We start from the raw sequence: 20,960 nt of genomic DNA on the forward strand, positions 1-20,960 counted from the left end.
ACCTTTATAAAGACCAGTTTAAATACCACAATCACACCCTTTTACCCAAATAATCATTGCGGTCATCTGTAATTTATTACAACTAAAATTACAGACTCAATAATTTTTTTACATTTTTTATACGAATGTGATTTTAAAATACCGTTCCCTTTTCTTAATTTGCGATTACGAACAGCAAATTAAATATGCAAGAAATCACCCGCCTTTTTGATTTTCCTTACTATCAATTAAAGAAATTCAATTTAAAAAAATCATTAGTCACAAAGTACAATGGAGAATGGGTAGCAACATCCACCCAGGAATATATAGACAAGGCAAATGCCATTAGTAGGGCTTTATTGCGACTAGGTGTTGAACCAAATGATAAAATTGCCCTTATTTCCATGACCAACAGAACGGAATGGAATATAATGGACATTGGAATACTTCAGTTAGGAGCACAAAACGTTCCAATATATCCTACTATATCAGAAGAAGATTATGCATATGTCCTTAACCATTCGGAGGCCAAATATGTCTTTGTCTCCTGTCAGGAAGTCTATGACAAGGTCAATGCTATTAAAGGTAATACACCGAATTTGAAGGAAGTTTACTCTTTTGACCAACTTGCCAATTGCAAAAATTGGAGCGAAATGTTGGAATTGGGTGCGGATACCTCCAATCAAAATGAGGTTGAAAAACTCAAGGATAAGGTTAAGCCGGATGATTTGGCGACTTTGATATATACTTCGGGGACCACTGGCAGGCCAAAAGGAGTTATGCTGACCCACAACAATGTGGTGTGCAATGCCATCGAGAGCTCCAAACGGCTGCCAATAGATTATGGAAATACCACATGTCTAAGTTTTTTACCCGTCTGCCATATATACGAAAGAATGATGGTATACTTATATCAATACGCCGGGGTTACCATTTATTTTGCCGAGTCTATGGACAAAATAAGTGACAACCTCAAAGAATGTGCTCCCCATGTCATGACTGCAGTACCTAGATTATTGGAAAAGGTATACGATAAAATTATCGCCAAGGGAACTGCCCTCACCGGCATTAAAAAGAAATTATTTTTTTGGGCCGTTGAAGTTGGTCTAAAATATGAACCTTATGGACAAAACGGTTGGTGGTACGAACAAAAGTTGGCCTTGGCCAGAAAATTAATTTTCAGTAAGTGGAAAGAAGGTCTTGGAGGAAATCTTTCATTAATATCTTCAGGTAGCGCTGCATTGCAACCGCGATTGGCACGTATTTTTAATGCGGCTGGATTTGGAGTGATGGAAGGTTACGGACTTACGGAAACCTCGCCGGTAGTTTCTGTAAACGATATGAGGGATGGCGGATTTAGAATAGGGACAGTTGGGAAATTATTGGGTAATACCGAGGTAAAAATTGCAGAAGACGGGGAAATATGCGTTAAAGGCCCCCAAGTGATGTTGGGCTATTATAAGGATAGTGAAAAAACAGCCGAGGTAATCAAGGATGGTTATTTTCACACAGGGGATATCGGTGAAATAGATACAGACGGTTTTCTTAAAATCACCGACAGAAAGAAAGAGATGTTTAAAACATCGGGAGGTAAATATGTTGCACCCCAACTTTTGGAAAACAGGTTTAAACAATCCAGATTCATAGAACAAATAATGGTGATTGGTGAAGGGGAAAAAATGCCCGCGGCCCTTATACAACCAGATTTTCAATTTGTACAAGATTGGGCCAAAATGCATAATATAGAGGTTGGCGACAATGAACAAATGGTCAAAAATGAAAAAGTAAAAGCCAGGTTCCAAGAGGAAGTGGATGCTGCCAATGAAAGTTTCGCCAAATGGGAAAAAGTAAAACAATTTAGACTTACACCGGACATTTGGAGTATAGAGGAAGGGCACCTTACCCCTACCATGAAACTAAAACGAAAAATAGTAAAGGAAAAATATATGGATCTATACAATGACATATACGAGCACTAACAGATTACCATATATTAATTTGAAAACAGCTTCTATGACAGGAAGCTGTTTTATTTTTTAGTCCACTTATTTTTTTTAAAATATATTATGCATGCATAATATATTTTTATATCTTTGGAAGAACCAACAAAACAGCATGCACGAAATAACGATAGATTACGCGCTCCGAGCCACCTGGCAAGCAGTAACAAAGATGTATAATGAAGAGGCGAGAAAATTTAACAGCACTATGGCCGTAGGATTTACCTTATTGAGCATAGACCCAAAAACAGGTACCCCGTCCACGGCCCTTGGCCCTAAAATGGGAATGGAAGCCACTAGTCTCTCGCGAATATTAAAAAGTATGGAGGAAAAAGGGCTGATTGAACGTAGGCCCAACCCCAATGATGGCAGAGGTGTTCTGATACATCTTACAGCTTTTGGCCTGGAAAAAAGGAAGGATTCAAAAGATGTGGTACTACGTTTTAACGATGTGGTAAGGGCACATGTGCCCACTGAAAAACTAAATACTTTTTTTGAAGTAACAGAGGTCATCAACAAATTAATTGCCGAAAAGAAAATTTATTAAGAATATTTAAAAACTAGTTAACACCTTTTTATTGATGAACAAACACATTAAAAAAGTAGCAGTCATTGGTTCAGGTATTATGGGAAGCGGTATAGCCTGCCATTTCGCCAACATAGGAGTGGAGGTATTGCTTTTGGATATTGTACCACGGGAACTTAATGATAAAGAAAAAGCCAATGGCCTTACCCTAGAGGATAAGGTTGTTAGGAATAGATTGGTAAACGATTCTTTGGCCGCTGCATTAAAATCCAAACCCTCCCCTATCTATCATCAAAATTTTGCCCAGAGAATCTCGACCGGGAATCTTGAGGACGACATTTCCAAAGTTGGACAGGTAGATTGGATCATTGAAGTGGTAGTAGAACGTTTGGATATCAAGAAATTAGTTTTTGAAAAACTGGACAAGCACAGAAAACCTGGTACTTTAATTACTTCGAACACCTCGGGTATACCCATAAAATTTATGAGTGAGGGAAGAAGTGAAGATTTCCAAAAACATTTCTGCGGAACCCATTTTTTTAATCCGGCCCGCTACCTAAAACTTTTTGAAATAATTCCGGGGCCAAAAACTTCCACGGAGGTATTGGACTTTTTAAATGGCTATGGGGAACAGTTTTTAGGCAAGACCTCGGTTGTAGCCAAAGACACTCCTGCATTTATAGGCAATAGAATAGGAACCTTTAGCATCATGAGTCTGTTCCATGCCGTAAAGGAAATGGGCCTTACCGTAGAAGAGATCGATAAACTATCAGGACCGGTAATAGGCAGGCCTAAATCGGCCACCTTCCGCACCGTAGACGTTGTTGGCTTGGACACTTTGGTTCACGTAGCCAACGGTATTGCGGAAAACTGTAAGGACGATGAAAGGCGGGAACAATTTACACTTCCGGATTTTATCGTAAAAATGATGGAAAACAAATGGTTCGGAAGTAAAACAGGTCAAGGGTTTTATAAAAAAGAAGGTCGGGAAATATTGGCCTTGGACCTTAACACCATGGAATACAGGCCCAGTAAAAAGGCTAGTTTCGCCACCCTTGAACTCACCAAATCCATAGAAAATGTAATCGACCGATTTAAGGTGTTGGTTTCCGGAAAGGACAAGGCAGGCGCCTTTTACAGAAAAAGTTTTTCTTCCTTATTTGAATATGCTTCCAATAGGATCCCCGAAATAACGGGAGAGTTATATAAAATAGATGATGCCATGAAAGCGGGTTTTGCCTGGGGACATGGACCCTTTCAAATTTGGGATGCCATAGGTGTTGAAAAAGGTATTGAAATGATGAAGGCCGAAGGTTTTCAACCAGCAGCTTGGATTACCGAAATGATATCCTCCGGAAATAAGACGTTCTACACGATAAAAGAGGGGGCAACCTATTATTACGACATCCCCAAAAAGGCGATGGAGAAAATACCAGGTCAGGATTCCTTTATCATCTTGGACAACATTAGAAAATCCAAGGAGGTTTGGAAGAACTCGGGAGTTGTTATTGAGGATTTGGGCGATGGTATATTGAACGTGGAATTCCAGTCCAAAATGAACACCATTGGTGGCGATGTTTTGGCCGGACTCAACAAGGCCATTGATCTAGCTGAAAAAGATTTTCAAGGTCTAGTGGTGGGCAACCAGGCTCCCAACTTTTCTGTTGGCGCCAATATTGGAATGATATTTATGATGGCCGTGGAACAGGAATACGATGAGCTTAACATGGCCATAAAGATGTTTCAGGATACAATGATGCGTATGCGTTATTCATCCATTCCTACTGTTTCCGCCCCACACGGAATGACCTTGGGTGGTGGTTGCGAGTTGTCCTTACATGCCGATAAGGTTGTTGCTGCAGCCGAAACCTATATGGGACTGGTAGAATTTGGAGTTGGGGTTATCCCAGGTGGTGGTGGTTCCAAGGAAATGGCCTTAAGGGCATCGGATACCTTTAGAAAAAATGACGTGGAACTTAATGTGCTTCAAGAATATTTCCTCACCATAGGGATGGCCAAAGTTTCAACTTCAGCTTATGAGGCTTTCGATATGGGTGTTTTGGAAAAAGGGAAAGATATAGTGGTCGTAAACAAGGACCGACAAATTGCAACAGCCAAAGCTTACGCCAAACTAATGGCAGAACAGGGCTACACCCAACCACCCAAGAGAAAAGATGTTAAGGTTTTAGGAAAACAGGCCTTAGGAATGTTTTTGGTAGGAACGGATGCCATGGAAGACAGCAATTATATAAGCGAACACGACCATAAGATTGCCAACAAATTAGCCTATGTAATGGCCGGGGGTGACTTGTCGGAACCAACTTTGGTCACTGAGCAGTACCTATTGGATCTGGAGCGGGAAGCGTTCCTATCCCTGTGTACGGAAAGAAAAACCTTAGAGCGAATACAACATATGTTGAAGACAGGGAAGCCTCTAAGAAATTAAGATAATAGACGATTAGCCCCTAGAGACTAGACCAAATGGGACGACATAATTTTAAGAAATTGAAAATTTGGCAAGAGGGGATGGAAATTGTAAGTAAAAACTATAAGCTTACACGAACTTATGCGGATTATGAAAGGTTTAATTTAATAAGTCAAATGAACAGATCTGCGGTTTCCATTCCATCAAATATTTCTGAAGGTTCTAGTAAAAGTACAAATAGACATTTTATTAAATATTTAGAGAATAGTCTGGGTTCTGCTTTCGAATGGGAAACTCAATTAATTGTTTCGTACAATGAAAAATATTTGGATGAAGGGAAGTTCGAAGAACTTGAAACTAAAATTTTGCAAATTCAAAAAATGATTGCCTCATTTATCGACAATTTAGGTAAGTAAGGTCTAGACTCTAGCATCTAGCAGTCTAAAATCTCAAATTCAAAACAAAAATAGAACTATGAACAAACAAGCATTTATAGTAAAAGCATATAGGACTGCAGTAGGAAAAGCTCCAAAAGGTGTTTTCCGTTTTAAAAGAACGGATGAATTGGCTGCCGAAACCATAGCGTATATGATGAATGAGCTGCCTCAATTGGACAAAAAGCGAATAGATGATGTAATCGTCGGCAATGCTATGCCAGAAGGTTCGCAAGGCCTTAACATGGCCCGATTAATTTCCTTAATGGGACTTAATATTGTGGATGTCCCTGGGGTTACGGTCAATAGATTTTGTTCCTCTGGAATAGAAACTATCGGTATTGCCACCGCCAAAATACAAGCAGGTATGGCCGATTGTATTATTGCAGGTGGAGCAGAAAGCATGAGTGCCGTTCCTATGACCGGTTATAAAACGGAGCTCAACTATGACCTTGCAAAGGCCGGACACGAAGATTATTACTGGGGTATGGGAAATACGGCGGAAGCGGTAGCCAAACAATTTAATGTGTCCCGTGAGGATCAGGACGAGTTTGCCTATAACTCACACATGAAAGCGCTTAGGGCACAGGCCGAGGATCGTTTTCAAAGTCAGATAGTCCCTATTGAGGTAGAACAGACATACGTTGATGATAACGGAAAGAGGGCTACAAAAAAATACACAGTCACCAAAGATGAGGGACCGCGAAAAGGAACCAGCAAGGAAGCTCTGGCAGGACTGCGTCCGGTTTTCGCCGCAGGTGGAAGTGTTACTGCCGGGAATTCCTCACAAATGAGTGACGGTGCGGCTTTTGTACTGGTCATGAGTGAAGATATGGTAAAGGAGCTAAAATTGGAACCAATTGCAAGATTGGTCAACTATGCCGCAGCCGGAGTTGAACCCAGAATTATGGGAATTGGCCCTGTAAAAGCAATTCCAAAAGCCCTAAAACAAGCGGGGCTTAAACAGAACGATATTGAATTGATAGAGCTCAACGAAGCTTTCGCCTCCCAGTCATTGGCTGTAATTCGAGAGCTAGACCTAAACAATGATATAGTCAATGTAAATGGGGGGGCAATTGCCCTAGGCCACCCGTTGGGCTGTACCGGAGCCAAGTTGTCCGTTCAACTATTCGATGAGATGAGAAAGAGGGATATGAAAGGAAAATACGGCATGGTGACCATGTGCGTAGGTACCGGTCAGGGAGCTGCGGGTATATTTGAATTTTTAAATTAGAAAACAAAAGACAAAAATATTGAAGCGATTATTTTTTCAAGGTATCCTTCAATACTTACTATAAAACTTAATATTACAAACAATGAGTACAGAAACAACAACTAAAGAAATATTGCGGGGCGGACAATTCCTTGTAAAGGAAACCAATTGCGAAGATATTTTTACGCCTGAGGATTTTTCCGAAGAGCAAAAAATGATGCGCGACTCCGTTATTGAGTTCAACGATCGGGAGATTGTAGCCAATCGGGATCGTTTCGAAGCCAAGGATTATGCCCTGACACAGGAGGTAATGACCAAGGCAGGAGAAATGGGCTTTTTGGGTGTTGCTGTTCCTGAAGCCTATGGCGGACTGGGAATGGGCTTTATTTCTACCATGATCGTTTGCGAATATATATCTAGTGGAAGCGGTTCGTTTAGTACGGCCTTTGGTGCACATACCGGTATTGGGACCATGCCCATTACTTTATACGGTACCGAAACCCAAAAGCAAAAATATGTTCCAAAATTAGCTAGTGGCGAATGGTTCGGCGCTTACTGTTTAACGGAACCAGGTGCCGGTAGCGATGCCAATTCGGGCAAAACCACCGCTACCCTATCCTCAGATGGCAAAAGCTACAAAATCAATGGCCAGAAAATGTGGATTTCCAACGCAGGGTTCTGCAAATTATTTATTGTTTTTGCACGAATTGAAAATGACAAAAATATCACCGGCTTTATAGTTGAAAACGACCCTAGCAATGGTATTACTTTAGGTGAGGAAGAACATAAATTGGGAATTAGGGCCTCCTCTACCAGACAGGTATTCTTTAATGATACGGTGGTCCCCGTAGAAAATATGCTTTCGGAGAGAGGTAATGGGTTTAAAATTGCCATGAACGCCTTAAATATCGGACGGATTAAATTGGCTGCTGCCTGTTTGGATTCCCAAAGACGTATTACCACCAACTCCATAAGATATGCTACCGAGCGTAAGCAGTTTAAAACTGCCATTGCCGATTTCGGAGCTATAAAATCGAAAATAGCGGAAATGGCAACCAGTTTATATGCCGGGGAAGCTGCCTCATACAGAGCTGCCAAAAATATTGAGGACCGTATTGCCATGCGCTTAGCGGCCGGTAATAGCCATCAAGAAGCCGAACTTAAAGGAGTTGAGGAATATGCCATTGAATGTTCCATATTAAAAGTTGCCGTATCGGAAGACGTACAGAACTGCTCGGACGAGGGTATACAGATTTTTGGCGGTATGGGCTTCTCCGAGGAGACCCCTATGGAAGCTGCATGGAGAGATGCGCGTATAGCAAGGATTTATGAAGGCACCAATGAAATCAACAGAATGTTGTCTGTTGGGCTATTAGTGAAGAAAGCCATGAAAGGTCATGTGGACCTTTTAGGTCCAGCTACTGCAGTTGGGAATGAACTAATGGGCATACCCTCATTTGATATCCCGGATTATTCCGAAATGTTGTCGGAAGAGAAAGAAATGGTAGCAAAACTTAAGAAAGTATTCTTAATGGTTGCCGGATCTGCTGTTCAAAAATTTGGTCCAGCCTTGGATGAACATCAAATGTTACTGTTGGCTGCATCCAATATTTTAATAGAAATTTATTTGGCGGAATCAGCAATCCTAAGAACGGAAAAAAATGTAAAACGATTTGGTGAAGCTGCTCAAAAAGAACAGATAGCTATGTCCAAATTGTACTTGTACAATGCAGTGGACACTGTTATAAAAAATGGCAAGGAGGCCATAGTTTCAATGGCAGAAGGTGATGAGCAACGGATGATGCTTATGGGGCTAAAACGATTTACGAAATATACAAATCAACCCAATGTAGTTGAACTACGAAATACAATTGCAGAAAAACTCAAGGCTGAGAACAAGTATTGTTTTTAGTGAAGATTGACTAACTCAAGCTCATGCTTCGTAATGAAGCAAAAACGAAGAACCGCTCTATTGGAGCGGTTCTTTTATTTAAGGAACATGTTAGGTGATTAAATATTTGCCTATTTTTAGTCCAACTAAAATTTCTTCCCTCTTAAGAAGCCCCCATGAACAATAAAAAAGAAAAAAAGTTAACCCCTAAGGCCTACCTTGAAACCCTTATATTCATACACGCCGCCTTGCTTGTCGGGGCATTGCTGTTTATCATTTACATTTATGTAACCGGAGAAGGTTTTTTGATTGGTTTTTCCAATGGCAAAGATGTTTTTGTATTCCTTGTCCCCACCATTGCCATGCTGAGTTATTTTATAAGCAACTTTCTGTTCAGAAAACAGCTACAGGACATTACTAAACTTAATTCTTTAAATGGTAAATTAGTACTTTATCTGCAGGCATGCATTGTAAGATTTGCCTTTGTAGAAGGTGCAGTAATATTTAGCACTATTGCCTATAGGTTGAATCCCAATATTTTTTATCTAGTTATTTCCTTACTTTTAGTTCTTTATCTTTTTAAACTTAGGCCTGGTAAGAACATGGTCATAAGTGATTTAGAATTAAATTTGGAGGACCAACATTACTTTCAAAAAAAAGGACAGGGAAATTAATTGAAATAATATTGGGCAGTACCAGCAACCCAGAATATTCTATATCTATACTATGGACATAAAAAATAAAGTACATCAAAATATAGATACGATTATTATTGGTTCTGGTGCTGGTGGGTTGTCCGCTGCCATTTGTCTATCAAAAGCAGGGCATCGTGTATTGGTATTGGAGCAACACGATGTCCCCGGTGGCTGGTGCCACAGCTTTTATTTAAACGGCCACCGATTTTCGCCCGGAGTACATTATATTGGTCTGCTCGGGGAAGGGGAATCAACTAGGGTCCTATATGAAGGCTTGGGGATAGCCAATGATTTGGTCTTTTTTAGAATGAATCCCGAAGGATATGAGCATTGCTTCATTGGAGAAGATAGAATAGACCTGCCTGGCAATTTTAATGATCTGAACACTTCCCTCGCCAAAAGGTTCCCTAAGGAAAAAAAGCGCATATACCATTATTTGAAGTTAGTCCGTAATGTTTCCCGTCAAATACAACTGATTCCGAAAATTAATGGATTTTGGGACCATATCACCATCCCCTATAGAACCAAGCATATGGGCAAGTATGCAATGTTTAGCCTAAAGCGTGTTATTAACTGGCATATAAAGGACCCCCTACTTCAAAAAGTGCTCAATATTCAATGGGGAGACCATGGTCTAGCTCCTGCCAGGGCAAGTTTTCCTTTGCACTGCGCTGTAATGGGCCACTATTTTAGCGGGGGTTACTACCCCATGGGCGGCGGAGCTGCCATAGTAAAAGCTATGACCAAGGCACTACAGAAAAATGGCGGGACCATACGTACTGGAACGGCAGTAAAAAGCATTCTTTTGGAAGGTGACAAAAAGAAAAAAGCCATAGGTGTGGAACTGGAAAATGGCGAGAAAATATTTGCGTCCAGAATCATTTCCAATGCCGATCCCGGGATTACCTATTTAAACTTGGTGAAAGCACAAAACCTAAGTGCAAAGCTTCTTAAAAAACTCAATAAAACGAAGTATTCCTGTAGTTCCCTAATGCTTTTTCTTACCGTTGATGCAGACGTCAGAAAATTAGGAATGGACTCGGGAAATATATGGATGATGGACAATAGGGATATGGATGGTATTTATGAGGAGATGACTGCTGTTGATATCAGCATTGGCAAAGTGTTTCCTGGTTTGTTCGTTAGCTGTACCACGCTCAAAGACCCCACAAGTTATGATGGGAAATACCACAGTCTGGAAGTAATAACTTATATCAATCCCGATTCATTTTCCAAATTTAATAAAGAAAGCAACCTACGGTCAAAGGAGTATATGGAATTCAAGGAACTATTGACCTGTAAAATGATAAATACCTTGGAACGGGCCCTGCCAGGTATAAAGGATAAAATTATTCATAAAGAATTGGGGACTCCGATCACCAATAAGCATTATGTAAATACGACCAACGGTAATGTATATGGAACAGAAAAGACATTTAGGCAGATTGGTCCCTTTGCGTTTAGGGCTAAGAGCGAAATAGAGAACTTATTTATGTGCGGGGCAAGTATTCAATCCCATGGAGTGGCAGGTGCCAGTTATTCCGGGGTCCAAACAGCGGCCGCCATACTAAATTGCAGACAGGACGACTTAATAAAACCAAATGAGTTACAGAATATAAGGATCTTTGAGGCGGAAGATGATTCCGATTACCCAACAGATATCCAACAAAAAATAAAGGTGAGAAAAGCTCGATTGTTATCAAATGAAAAAAAACATGACGATTAAACCCTAATTAACATATTTCCTAATCAATTAAAACACTATGAAAGCATTAAAATTATCAATGGCATTATTTGCTTTAACCATTTTTACAATGAACTATAGTCACGGGCAGGATTGGCCTAATCTGGAACACTTTGCCGAAGATAACAAAAAGGTGGGAATGCCAGCAGCCAACGAAAATCGTGTGGTATTTATGGGAAATTCCATTACCATAGGCTGGATAAATACCAGACCTGAGTTTTTTGAAGGGAAACCCTACATCAACAGAGGTATAAGTGGACAGACCACCCCGCAGATGCTTTTGCGCTTTAGACAGGACGTGATCGACCTAAAACCCAAAGTTGTGGTTATTTTGGCAGGCACCAATGATATTGCAGGAAATACTGGGCCTTCCACCCCCAAAATGATTCTGGACAATATAAAATCCATGGCGGAACTGGCAAAGGCCAACGGAATTAAAGTTATTATTTCCTCGGTACTCCCTGCCTTCAATTATCCTTGGAGACCGGGATTAAAACCAAATGAAAAAATACCTGCATTAAACTCCTTGTTAAAAGAATATACCGAAGCAAATGGTCATATTTATTTGGACTATTTCACGGCTATGGCCGATGAAAGAAACGGACTTCCCAAAAAATATGCTGAAGATGAAGTACATCCTACTGCAGCTGGTTATGCAGTTATGGAACCCTTGGTAGAAGCAGCAATAAATAAGGCCATACTCCTAAAGTAAGTACAGCGTGTCCGTGGTACTATTTGTTGTTTTTTAAAGGTGAATTTATTTCAGATCAATAACAATCGGGCTTAAACAATTCCCAAGGCCGTGGCATAGGATTATTAAAATACGGGGAAGACCCCTGATTATAGCTTCAGTTGTGTTGTGGAGGATACCCTAATAGCGAAATATATTTCTAATTATGGCATATGAACAAATGTGGCATCAGCATCCTTATTCCTTTTAAGAACACTGAGGAATTTCTACCGGCATGTATACAGTCTATCATCGACCAAACTTATGACGACTGGGAAGTCCTGGCGGTAAATGACCATTCTACCGACAATAGCCATAGAATTATAGACTCATATGCGAAAAAGGACAACAGAATAAACCTATTGGAAAATGAAGGCCATGGAATTATAGAAGCATTAAGAACAGCTTATTCCCGTTCCAAAGGCACTTTTATAACTAGGATGGATTCGGATGACATTATGTCCCCTAATAAGTTGGAAATTATGGTTACTTTCCTCCAGCAACATGGAGATGGACATGTGGCTCTTGGAAAGGTAAAATACTTTTCCAAAGAGGGTGTTGGAGGTGGATACAAAAGTTATGAAAAGTGGTTGAACCACCTCACGGAAAAGGGTCTCAATTATTCGGAAATATATAAGGAATGTGTAATCCCCTCCCCTTGTTGGATGGTGTATAGAAAGGATTTGGAAAGGGCAGGATCATTTTCCCCAGATCGCTATCCAGAAGATTACGATCTGGCATTCCGGTTTTATGAGTCCGGTCTAAAATGTATTCCTTGCAGCGAAACACTTCATTACTGGCGCGATTATGGCCATAGAACTTCCAGAACCAGTGAGCACTACGCCCAAAATTTTTTCTTGGACATTAAACTCAAGTATTTTCTTAAATTGGAACATGACAGTCAAAGACCATTGGTGCTTTGGGGTGCGGGAAACAAAGGGAAGAATTTGGCCAAAAATCTTTTGGAAAAAAAATTGGATTTTACATGGGTGTGCAACAACTCCAATAAGATTGGATTGGATATATATAACAAGAAAATGTATCACTATCTAAAAATAAATAAGCTCCAACAAGCCCAAATTATAATTACCGTTGCTAACAAAGAAGCTCAGGAATTTATAAAAGACTATTTGCTGGCTCAAGGAAAAAAACCTGTTCTAGATTACTTCTTCTTTTGTTAACACTGTCATTGAGGCGCTTGCGCAAAAAATATTCCTACTTTCCCCAGCGACTTATTTAGTTAACATATGGACCATAAATTTAAGACTGCCTCGAAATACTTTTCTTATATTTGAAAAATAAAATTTAGGAATGCTGTTTAAACATCCGGAACTCCTTTGGGCCCTTTTTCTTCTCCTTATTCCTATTTTCATTCATCTTTTTCAACTTCGTAGATTTAAGAAAACCCCATTTACCAATGTTAAAATATTACAAAAAGTAGTAGCCGAATCCAGGAAGAGCAACTCCCTAAAAAAATGGCTGCTCTTGCTCACTCGTCTACTGCTACTAAGCACACTTATAGTTGCCTTTGCCCAACCCTTTATTCCCGGAAAATCGGCTCTGAAAAGCAATGAAATCGTCATTTACCTAGATAATTCCCTAAGTATGCAGGCCAAGATGGGAACGGGTACTTTATTGGAAAATATGGTGCAAGGGATACTGAAATCTGTTCCTGAAGAAAGTACCTTCACTCTTTTTACCAATGATAAGATATTTAGGGAGGTTCGTATTGTGGATATCAAAAACGATTTGCTTGCCCTACCCTATTCCAACAACCAATTGCGGTTGGACGAAATCCATTTAAAGGCAAAAACCTTATTCTCGGATGCGGGCAGCACTCGTAAAGATCTGGTGTTGATTTCAGATTTTCAAAAGAGTCTTTATCCGCCTACTACGGATTCATTGCCCAATATAAATAGGCATTTGGTAAAATCGACACTGGAAAACCTTGTTAATATATCAATCGACACAGTATATATTAATACCATTTCCTCAGAAAAATTAGATTTGAAATGCATACTTTCCTCCAACACAGAAATGGATAATACTCCAATTTCCTTATATAATGGAGAAAAATTGATTGCAAAAACATCCGTTACCTTCGATAAGAATGAAAAAGGCGAAGTAATTTTTACCATTCCGGCAAACGAGCTTATAGATGGCGAAATTCTGATCTCAGATTCAGGACTTAATTACGACAATCAACTTTACTTTAATATAGCCGAACAGGATAAAATCAGGGTATTATCCGTAGGGGATGTCAATAACGATTACTTAATGCGTATTTTTGACAAAGAGCCCTTCCAGTATTCCAATTTCAGTTTAAAATCACTGAATTACAGCCTTTTGGAATCCCAGAATTTGATTATCCTCAATGAACTTAATTCCATCCCCATAGCCCTGCAAAACGCATTGCACGCCTTTAAAAATAATGGAGGGGATTTGGTCGTTGTTCCTAGTAACCAAGCTGACAGGAATAATTACAACTCCTTTTTGATGGGTCTGTCCAATACAACACTCATTTCTTCGGTCATGGAAGATCGAAAAATTAGTCAGATTGCCTTTTCCCATCCCCTTTACAAAAATGTATTCGAAAAAGAGGTAACCAATTTCCAGTATCCTACAGTCAATGCGTTCTATAGTATTAAATCGACCCTACCAAAAATCCTTTCCTTTCAGAGTGGTGATCCGTTTTTGGTTGGGGAAGACGGAACTTATTTATTTACAGCATCCATATCCAGGGAAAATTCGAATATTTTAAATTCCCCCCTAATCGTGCCAACCTTATACAATATGGGTATGGCAAGCCTTAAGATTCCTAAGATTTATGAAATTATCGGTAGCAAAACCACTGTAGATATCCCAGTTAGTCTCACAAAAGATAGGATTTTAAAAGTATCCCGTGATGATTTCGAATTTATTCCCTTTCAACAATCCTTTACCAACAAAACCACATTGACTTTTGATGATTATCCTGAGACTTCCGGGATATACAACATAACAGACGAAGGAAAGAATATTAAGAACATAAGTTTCAACTTTCCCAGGGAGGAAAGTCAGCTAAATTATATGGACCTGAATGAGCTTAACGCAAGCAGTATAAACAACAATATTACAGCATTGTTCCAAAATATAGAAAAAGACAATAGCATCAATGAGCTTTGGAAATGGTTTGTTATTTTAGCATTAGCATTTATATTTATTGAGGTTCTTATCCAAAAATTCTTGAAATGAACATACTTTTAAAATCTGCCAAGATAGTAGCTCCTTCCAACAAGGAGCTTCATTTAAAAAAGCGCGATATTTTTATAAAAAATGGGGTCATTGAAGAAATTGCCGCCAATTTGGATGTTCAAGGGAAAACAAAAGTCGTCCAATTAAAGAATTTACACGTATCCCTCGGATGGTTCGATTCCAGTGTGAGTTTTGGGGAACCGGGGTACGAGGAAAGGGAAACCATTGAAAATGGACTATATACAGCGGCAAAAAGTGGTTTTACCGATATTGTCCTAAACCCCAATACCAATCCCCTTCCTGACAGTAGCTCCGATATTGTTTTTTTAAAGAATGCCTCTAAAAATGCTGCTACCACACTGCATGCTTTGGGAACTTTGACCGTTAAGTCTGAAGGCGAAAGTTTGGCAGAACTGTATGATATGAAGAGTGCCGGAGCCGTAGGGTTTTATGATTACAAATTACCTTTAAAGAACTCAAACCTCTTAAAAATAGCGCTCCAATATACCCTTAATTTCGATGGACTGGTGCATTCTTTTCCTATGGATTTACAGATTGCCGGAAAAGGAATCGTGAACGAAGGGGAGGTATCTACAAAACTGGGGCTAAAAGGAATTCCTCATTTAGCCGAGGAGCTAAATATTGTTCGGGATCTTTTTATATTGGAATATACGGGAGGTAAAATGCACGTTCCCACGATTTCGACGGCCAATTCCGTAAAACTCATTGCAGAAGCCAAAAAAAAGGGATTGGATGTTAGCTGCAGTGTTGCAGTACACAACCTATGTTTTACGGATGAGACCTTGGAAGAGTTCGATTCCCACTATAAATTGATGCCACCACTTAGAACCACATCGGACCGTAAGGCCTTGATAAAAGGTTTAAAGGATGGAACCATAGATTTTGTTACCACAGACCATAGACCTATGGATATTGAACATAAAAGAGTGGAATTTGACAATGCCTCGGACGGGACTATAGGTTTGGAAAGCGCTTTTGGAATGTTGAACCAGATCTTTGATCTTGAAACCACCATTTCCCTATTGACCAAAGGTCGGGAAAGATATGGCATTTCAGCGCCTAGCCTGAAAATAGGTGAAAATGCATTACTTACCCTATTTGACCCCGACCGGGAATATACCTTTGAAGAGAAGGACATTTTATCCAACTCAAAGAATAGCTGCTTTTTGGGAAGTCAACTTAAGGGAAAGGTCTATGGAATAGTATCCAACAAGCAAATAATTAATTAATTTTATAGGAACTAAAAATTTAAAGATGGACCAGAAAACTATAAGTGAGGGAAAAACAATGGCAATAATCAGTTACATTACAGTTATAGGTCTGCTCATTGCCTTTATTGTAAACAGCGATAAAAAGAACGAATTCGTTAAATTCCATATAGGACAATCATTAAGGGTATGGATATTGGCCATTGCACTTTCTATTGTACTTGGAATTATTGCTGCTACAATGGGTATGGGTATTCTACGAATTTTACAGTGGGCCCCATGGATTTTGGCTGTAATGGGTGCCATAAATGCCAATAACGGAAAATTGGAAAAATTACCTATTATCGGTTCTATTGGAGAATAATTACAACGATCAATAAACTTAGGGAGGTCTAAAAAGACCTCCTTTTTGTTCAAATTTTTAAACTTGACCTAACTTTGCCCCTATGGATAACGTTATTAAAGAAGGAAAGACTACGGCAATTGTAGCTTACCTCACTATGGTTGGAGCCTTGATTGCCATTTCGATGAATTCTGATCCCAAGAACGAGTTTGCCCGTTTTCACACGAGACAGGCATTTGGACTGCATCTTGTTTTTCTTGGGTTTGCTATTTTCTTAAGCAATTGGTACAACGAGTATGCTTGGTATGGCCTCTATGTTTTTTACATTGTACTCTGGTTTTATGGCTTTCTTGGTGCCTTAAATAACAAGAAGCAGGAGGTACCTGTACTAGGTGCCTATTTTCAAAAATGGTTCACTTTTATATCTTAGAATGACAACAGCGCCCTTATCACTGGAACACCTTATTAGACCATCAAATATTACCGAGGGCAAGCCCCCAGTGCTTTTCATGTTCCACGGCTACGGAAGCAATGAGGAAGATCTCTTTTCTTTTGCCGCCGAACTTCCAAAAGAACTTTGTATCATATCCGTTCGGGCCCCTTACCCAATGCAACCCTATGGCAATGCTTGGTATGCCATTACCTTTGAGGCTGAACAAGGCAAATGGAACAACGAAGAGCAAGCGGTTCTCTCCAGGGATAAAATTAAAGTATTCATTGAGGAAGCCTGTAAAACCTATGGGTTGGATGAAAACAATGTGACGCTACTCGGATTTAGCCAAGGCTCCATTCTGAGTTATGCCGTTGCCCTGTCCTATCCTCAGTTGGTTAAAAATGTAATCGCCTTAAGCGGTTATATAAATGAAAACCTAATTCTAAAGAATTATAAGGAAAATAATTATAATAATCTAAAGGTCTATGTCTCGCACGGCAGTGTAGATCAGGTAATACCGGTCTCCTGGGCACAAAAGGCCCCTGGTATTTTAAAAGAGGTAAACATTGATCATGTTTATGAGGAATTCCCTGTTGGCCATGGTGTGGCCCCACAGAATTTTTACTCCTTCAAGACCTGGCTGCAGGATAAAATTTAATTGCTACGGGTATATAACAAATGGTCGGTTAAGGAAAAATCTACTCCAAGATCATCCTTGAGTTCATATTTGATCAACACTTCGCCCCAATATTTCCCGTCTGAGAAATCGGCTAAAATCCATCTGTGGTTTAAAATTTTGATCTTGTTTATTTTAAAATGGCTTTCCATACCCTCATATGGGATAAGCGGGTTATCCCCTTTACTTTCGTTGGTCTCCAATAATTTATCCGATATGTAGAGACTGGGGTCTGTCAAATTAAGATGATCGTAGTAGGCCAAGGCATCATCATTATTCTCCAAAGAAAAATATTGGCTGTCCAAGACCTTTAAATGTAATTTCTGAATAGAATCCTCCAATTGCGTAAGTTGCTCCGCTTGGGCCTCTATTTTTGTGTTTTTTGCCTTCACCATGTTATTGGTACTTACAAATTGGTAAAGTGCTATTAGGGCAACAAATATGAACAAATACAGGTAAATTTTATGTTTCATTCCTTTATTATCTATTTTATTGGTTTAATATTAATTGTTTTAAGTTGATAATTCCCTGGGGTATCACTATTAAGGCTGTTTACACCTCTATAACCAGATTATCATAGGCCAAATGCACGTTATTGGGAAGCTGTTCTTCAACGTCATCATGGAAGCCCATTAGGTGGCTAATATGGGTAAGGTAGGCCGTAGCAGGTTTCACGATATCTATGAATTTCAAGGCTTCCTCCAAATTGAAATGGGAATGATGGGGCTCTATTCGTAACGCATTTATCACCAAGGTTTTAACCCCCTTTATTTTTTCCATTTCTTCCTTTTCCATACTTTTTACATCGGTTAGGTACACAAAGTCCTGTATTCTAAACCCAAAAACCTGCAATCTATTGTGTTGCGCCTCTACAGGAATGGCCATTAAGTTGCCGATTCTGAAAGGCTTATTATTTTTAATCGTATTGATCTCTACGGCGGGGGCACCAGGGTAGCGATTTTCATTGGCAAATATATAATTGAATCGCTCCTTGATGGAGTTAACTACACGTTCATGTGCAAAGATGGGTATGTCCCCTTGTCTGAAAAAAAATGGTCTTATATCATCTATACCTGCAGTATGGTCGGAATGTTCGTGGGTAAATAAAATTCCATCTATCTTTTCCACATTATTGGTAAGCATTTGCTGTCTAAAATCGGGGCCACAATCTATTACATAATTATAGGAATCCCAAGAAACCATTACTGAAACCCGCAGCCGTTTATCCTTGGGATTATTGCTTAAACAGACAGGGTGTTTGCTCCCAATTACGGGGATTCCCTGCGATGTTCCAGTACCTAAAAAAGTTAATTTCAATCTTATATCTATTTAATCCAAATTTATAACTATTTTATTTAATAGATAACTCAATCTTTTTAACTTTGCTACAAGCAAATAAGACACTATGTCCAATATTTTTAAGAAAGAAATCGCTTTTACCAATGTTCCGTCCATTAAGGCAAAAACCTTAAGGATAAATTTGAATCCAGATATTTACGGTACATTTTCTGAAATAGGCGCAGGACAAGAAACTTCCGCGCACTTTTTTAGGTCGGGCGGTGCTTCTGGTACCATTGCCAAGGCAATGAGTGCATACGACAAGGATTTTAGTGATGCTATTTATGGTATAGAGGAAGACGGTAGGTATGTAACCCAGTCCAGATTAAAAAAAATGTTGGCCCATGAAATGGAAAACATGGACAATAGGATAAGTCGGGAAAAACATCCCGACAGATTGTTTTTTTCCTATGCCAATACTGTTGCTACTATTGATTTCTCCAAGAGATACAAAGGGCACGGATGGATCGGAATACGTTACCAATTGGATCCCAAACAAAAAGAATTAAACGAAATTATCCTACATATCCGCTTTAAGCAGAATGAAGCGAGGTTACAACAGGAAACCTTGGGTATTGTTGGTGTCAATCTTATTTACGGTGCATTTTACAAATATGACAAGCCTAGAAAATTACTAAAATACCTTTATGACCATATTGACAAGGATACGGTTGAAATAGATTTGGTTAATTTTTCTGGACCTAATTTTGCAGAAGTCGATAACAGGTTAATGAGTTTACAGCTTGTTAAGAATGATATGACCGATGCCGTAATGTTTGGACCTGATGGCAATAATCTTTTGCCGGCAACCATTCTTTACAAAAAAAATATATTGGCCCTACGCGGAAGCTTTAGACCGGTGACCAAGGTCAATATGGATATGTTTAAAAAATCCTATGAAATATTCATCAGGGAGCCCAGTGTTGAGGAGGAGAATACCGTAGTAATTTTTGAAATTACCCTTTCCAACCTTCGAGCTTCCGGAGAGATAGATGAACAGGATTTTATGGATCGGGCGGAACTATTATGTTCCTTGGGCCATACGGTAATGATTTCCAAATTTCAGGAGTATTTTAAACTCGTTGAATATTTTAGCAATTACACCAAATCCAAGATTGGCCTAACCATGGGGGTAAACAATTTGGTCGATATTTTTGATGAAAAATACTACCGTCATCTTAGTGGTGGGATCCTAGAGGCTTTTGGTAAATTATTCTTTAAAGACCTAAAAGTTTACCTTTACCCAATGCGCAACGAGGAAACTGGGCAAATTATGACCAGTAACACTATAAAAGTACACCCTAGAATGAAGGAATTGTACAAATTCTTCAAGTACAATGGTAAGGTAATGGACATTATAGATTACGACCCGGAGATATTACATGTTTTCTCAAGGGACGTTCTCAAAAAAATAATTACTGGCGAAGAAGGTTGGGAATCCGTACTTCCTGAGGGTATCGCGGAAATAATAAAAAAGAAAAAACTTTTTACCCGCAAACCAGTTGGGGAAGAACAGGAAAAAGTATAACACATCAATAATCCTTAACAAGGGGCTGTCTTAATATTTGGATTTAGGATAGCCCCTTGTTTATATACCGCCCTTTATAGAAGTTGCGCTGCGTGATCCTTGGTCTTGACCTTTTCGATTACCTTCTCAACAACGCCGTCCCCATCAATCACAAAAGTCATTCTATGAATACCATCATATTTTTTACCCATAAATTGTTTTGGTCCCCAAACACCAAATACATTAATAACGGTATGGTCTTCATCCGCTAACAACGGAAAGGGAAATTCATATTTATTTTTAAAATTTAATTGCCTTTTCTCTGAGTCGGCACTTACACCCAATAATTCATAACCTTGTGCTTTTAGCTCTGTGTAATTGTCCCTCAAATTACAGGCTTCCGCCGTGCATCCAGGAGTACTTGCCTTAGGATAGAAAAAGACAATCAATTTTTCACCCTTATAGTCAGAGAGGGAAATTGTGTTACCGTTTTCATCCTTGGCCGAAAATGCGGGTACCTTATCCCCTACTTTTAAAGTCTTCATAGTTATATTTTAAGTAAA

At 39.3% G+C, this 20,960-nt stretch carries 19 protein-coding genes; 16 read left to right on the plus strand and 3 right to left on the minus strand.

All coding sequences use genetic code 11. The annotated features are described in order from the left end of the window. Positions 1 to 185: 185 nt before the first annotated feature. The 15 genes from MWU84_RS04815 (at position 186) to MWU84_RS04885 (ending at position 17,534) form a co-directional block, all read left to right on the plus strand. Entirely contained in the window at positions 186 to 1,958 is a 1,773-nt protein-coding gene (locus MWU84_RS04815) for an AMP-dependent synthetase/ligase (protein ID WP_246898888.1), read from the plus strand. Between the two features lie 136 nt (positions 1,959 to 2,094). Next, on the plus strand, positions 2,095 to 2,526 hold the full coding sequence (locus tag MWU84_RS04820; RefSeq protein ID WP_246899055.1) for a MarR family transcriptional regulator: 432 nt from the start codon (positions 2,095 to 2,097) through the stop codon (positions 2,524 to 2,526). Positions 2,527 to 2,560: 34 nt separating this feature from the next. Next, positions 2,561 to 4,951 carry a 3-hydroxyacyl-CoA dehydrogenase/enoyl-CoA hydratase family protein gene (locus tag MWU84_RS04825; RefSeq protein ID WP_246898890.1) on the plus strand — a complete coding sequence of 797 codons (2,391 nt, stop codon included), beginning with the start codon at positions 2,561 to 2,563 and terminating at the stop codon, positions 4,949 to 4,951. A gap of 59 nt (positions 4,952 to 5,010) precedes the next feature. Further along, complete coding sequence (locus MWU84_RS04830) at positions 5,011 to 5,346, plus strand: four helix bundle protein (protein ID WP_246898892.1); 336 nt, start codon at positions 5,011 to 5,013, stop codon at positions 5,344 to 5,346. A 58-nt stretch (positions 5,347 to 5,404) separates the two neighbouring features. Then, positions 5,405 to 6,598 (plus strand): acetyl-CoA C-acyltransferase, encoded by a 1,194-nt coding sequence (locus MWU84_RS04835; RefSeq protein ID WP_031444385.1) that lies wholly within the window; start codon positions 5,405 to 5,407, stop codon positions 6,596 to 6,598. 82 nt (positions 6,599 to 6,680) lie between these two features. Further along, a complete protein-coding gene (locus MWU84_RS04840; protein WP_246898894.1) occupies positions 6,681 to 8,489 on the plus strand; it encodes an acyl-CoA dehydrogenase family protein in 1,809 nt (602 codons plus the stop codon). Between the two features lie 155 nt (positions 8,490 to 8,644). Beyond that, entirely contained in the window at positions 8,645 to 9,142 is a 498-nt protein-coding gene (locus tag MWU84_RS04845; protein WP_246898896.1) for a hypothetical protein, read from the plus strand. Positions 9,143 to 9,194: 52 nt separating this feature from the next. Then, on the plus strand, positions 9,195 to 10,889 hold the full coding sequence (locus MWU84_RS04850) for an NAD(P)/FAD-dependent oxidoreductase (protein ID WP_246898898.1): 1,695 nt from the start codon (positions 9,195 to 9,197) through the stop codon (positions 10,887 to 10,889). 37 nt (positions 10,890 to 10,926) lie between these two features. Beyond that, positions 10,927 to 11,619 carry an SGNH/GDSL hydrolase family protein gene (locus MWU84_RS04855; protein ID WP_246898901.1) on the plus strand — a complete coding sequence of 231 codons (693 nt, stop codon included), beginning with the start codon at positions 10,927 to 10,929 and terminating at the stop codon, positions 11,617 to 11,619. Positions 11,620 to 11,810: 191 nt separating this feature from the next. Further along, a complete protein-coding gene (locus MWU84_RS04860; protein ID WP_246898904.1) occupies positions 11,811 to 12,818 on the plus strand; it encodes a glycosyltransferase in 1,008 nt (335 codons plus the stop codon). 130 nt (positions 12,819 to 12,948) lie between these two features. After that, positions 12,949 to 14,871 carry a BatA domain-containing protein gene (locus MWU84_RS04865; RefSeq protein ID WP_246898907.1) on the plus strand — a complete coding sequence of 641 codons (1,923 nt, stop codon included), beginning with the start codon at positions 12,949 to 12,951 and terminating at the stop codon, positions 14,869 to 14,871. Next, entirely contained in the window at positions 14,868 to 16,121 is a 1,254-nt protein-coding gene (locus MWU84_RS04870; protein WP_246898909.1) for a dihydroorotase, read from the plus strand. Before MWU84_RS04865 ends, MWU84_RS04870 begins: the two co-directional genes overlap by 4 nt. 25 nt (positions 16,122 to 16,146) lie before the next feature. Further along, on the plus strand, positions 16,147 to 16,464 hold the full coding sequence (locus MWU84_RS04875; protein WP_246898911.1) for a DUF4870 domain-containing protein: 318 nt from the start codon (positions 16,147 to 16,149) through the stop codon (positions 16,462 to 16,464). Positions 16,465 to 16,546: 82 nt separating this feature from the next. Beyond that, on the plus strand, positions 16,547 to 16,873 hold the full coding sequence (locus tag MWU84_RS04880) for a hypothetical protein (protein WP_246898913.1): 327 nt from the start codon (positions 16,547 to 16,549) through the stop codon (positions 16,871 to 16,873). Between the two features lies 1 nt (position 16,874). Next, complete coding sequence (locus MWU84_RS04885) at positions 16,875 to 17,534, plus strand: alpha/beta hydrolase-fold protein (RefSeq protein ID WP_246898915.1); 660 nt, start codon at positions 16,875 to 16,877, stop codon at positions 17,532 to 17,534. Here MWU84_RS04885 and MWU84_RS04890 read toward each other — a convergent pair. Both MWU84_RS04890 and MWU84_RS04895 read right to left on the minus strand, forming a co-directional pair. Beyond that, complete coding sequence (locus tag MWU84_RS04890; RefSeq protein WP_246898917.1) at positions 17,531 to 18,025, minus strand: hydrolase; 495 nt, start codon at positions 18,023 to 18,025, stop codon at positions 17,531 to 17,533. The two genes, MWU84_RS04885 and MWU84_RS04890, sit on opposite strands and share 4 nt — an antisense overlap. A gap of 79 nt (positions 18,026 to 18,104) precedes the next feature. After that, complete coding sequence (locus tag MWU84_RS04895) at positions 18,105 to 18,869, minus strand: MBL fold metallo-hydrolase (RefSeq protein WP_246898919.1); 765 nt, start codon at positions 18,867 to 18,869, stop codon at positions 18,105 to 18,107. A gap of 88 nt (positions 18,870 to 18,957) precedes the next feature. On the opposite strand from MWU84_RS04895, the gene MWU84_RS04900 reads away from it, so the two are divergent. Then, complete coding sequence (locus MWU84_RS04900) at positions 18,958 to 20,418, plus strand: TonB-dependent receptor (protein WP_246898921.1); 1,461 nt, start codon at positions 18,958 to 18,960, stop codon at positions 20,416 to 20,418. 74 nt (positions 20,419 to 20,492) lie between these two features. Here the strand turns inward: MWU84_RS04900 and bcp are convergent, their stop codons facing one another. Next, positions 20,493 to 20,942: a thioredoxin-dependent thiol peroxidase gene (gene bcp / locus MWU84_RS04905; protein WP_246898923.1), complete on the minus strand. Its 450-nt coding sequence runs from the start codon at positions 20,940 to 20,942 to the stop codon at positions 20,493 to 20,495. Between the last annotated feature and the right edge of the window lie 18 nt (positions 20,943 to 20,960).

Origin of the sequence: Arenibacter sp. F20364 (assembly GCF_023015905.1) — a bacterium.
In the GTDB taxonomy this organism is placed as follows: domain Bacteria; phylum Bacteroidota; class Bacteroidia; order Flavobacteriales; family Flavobacteriaceae; genus Arenibacter.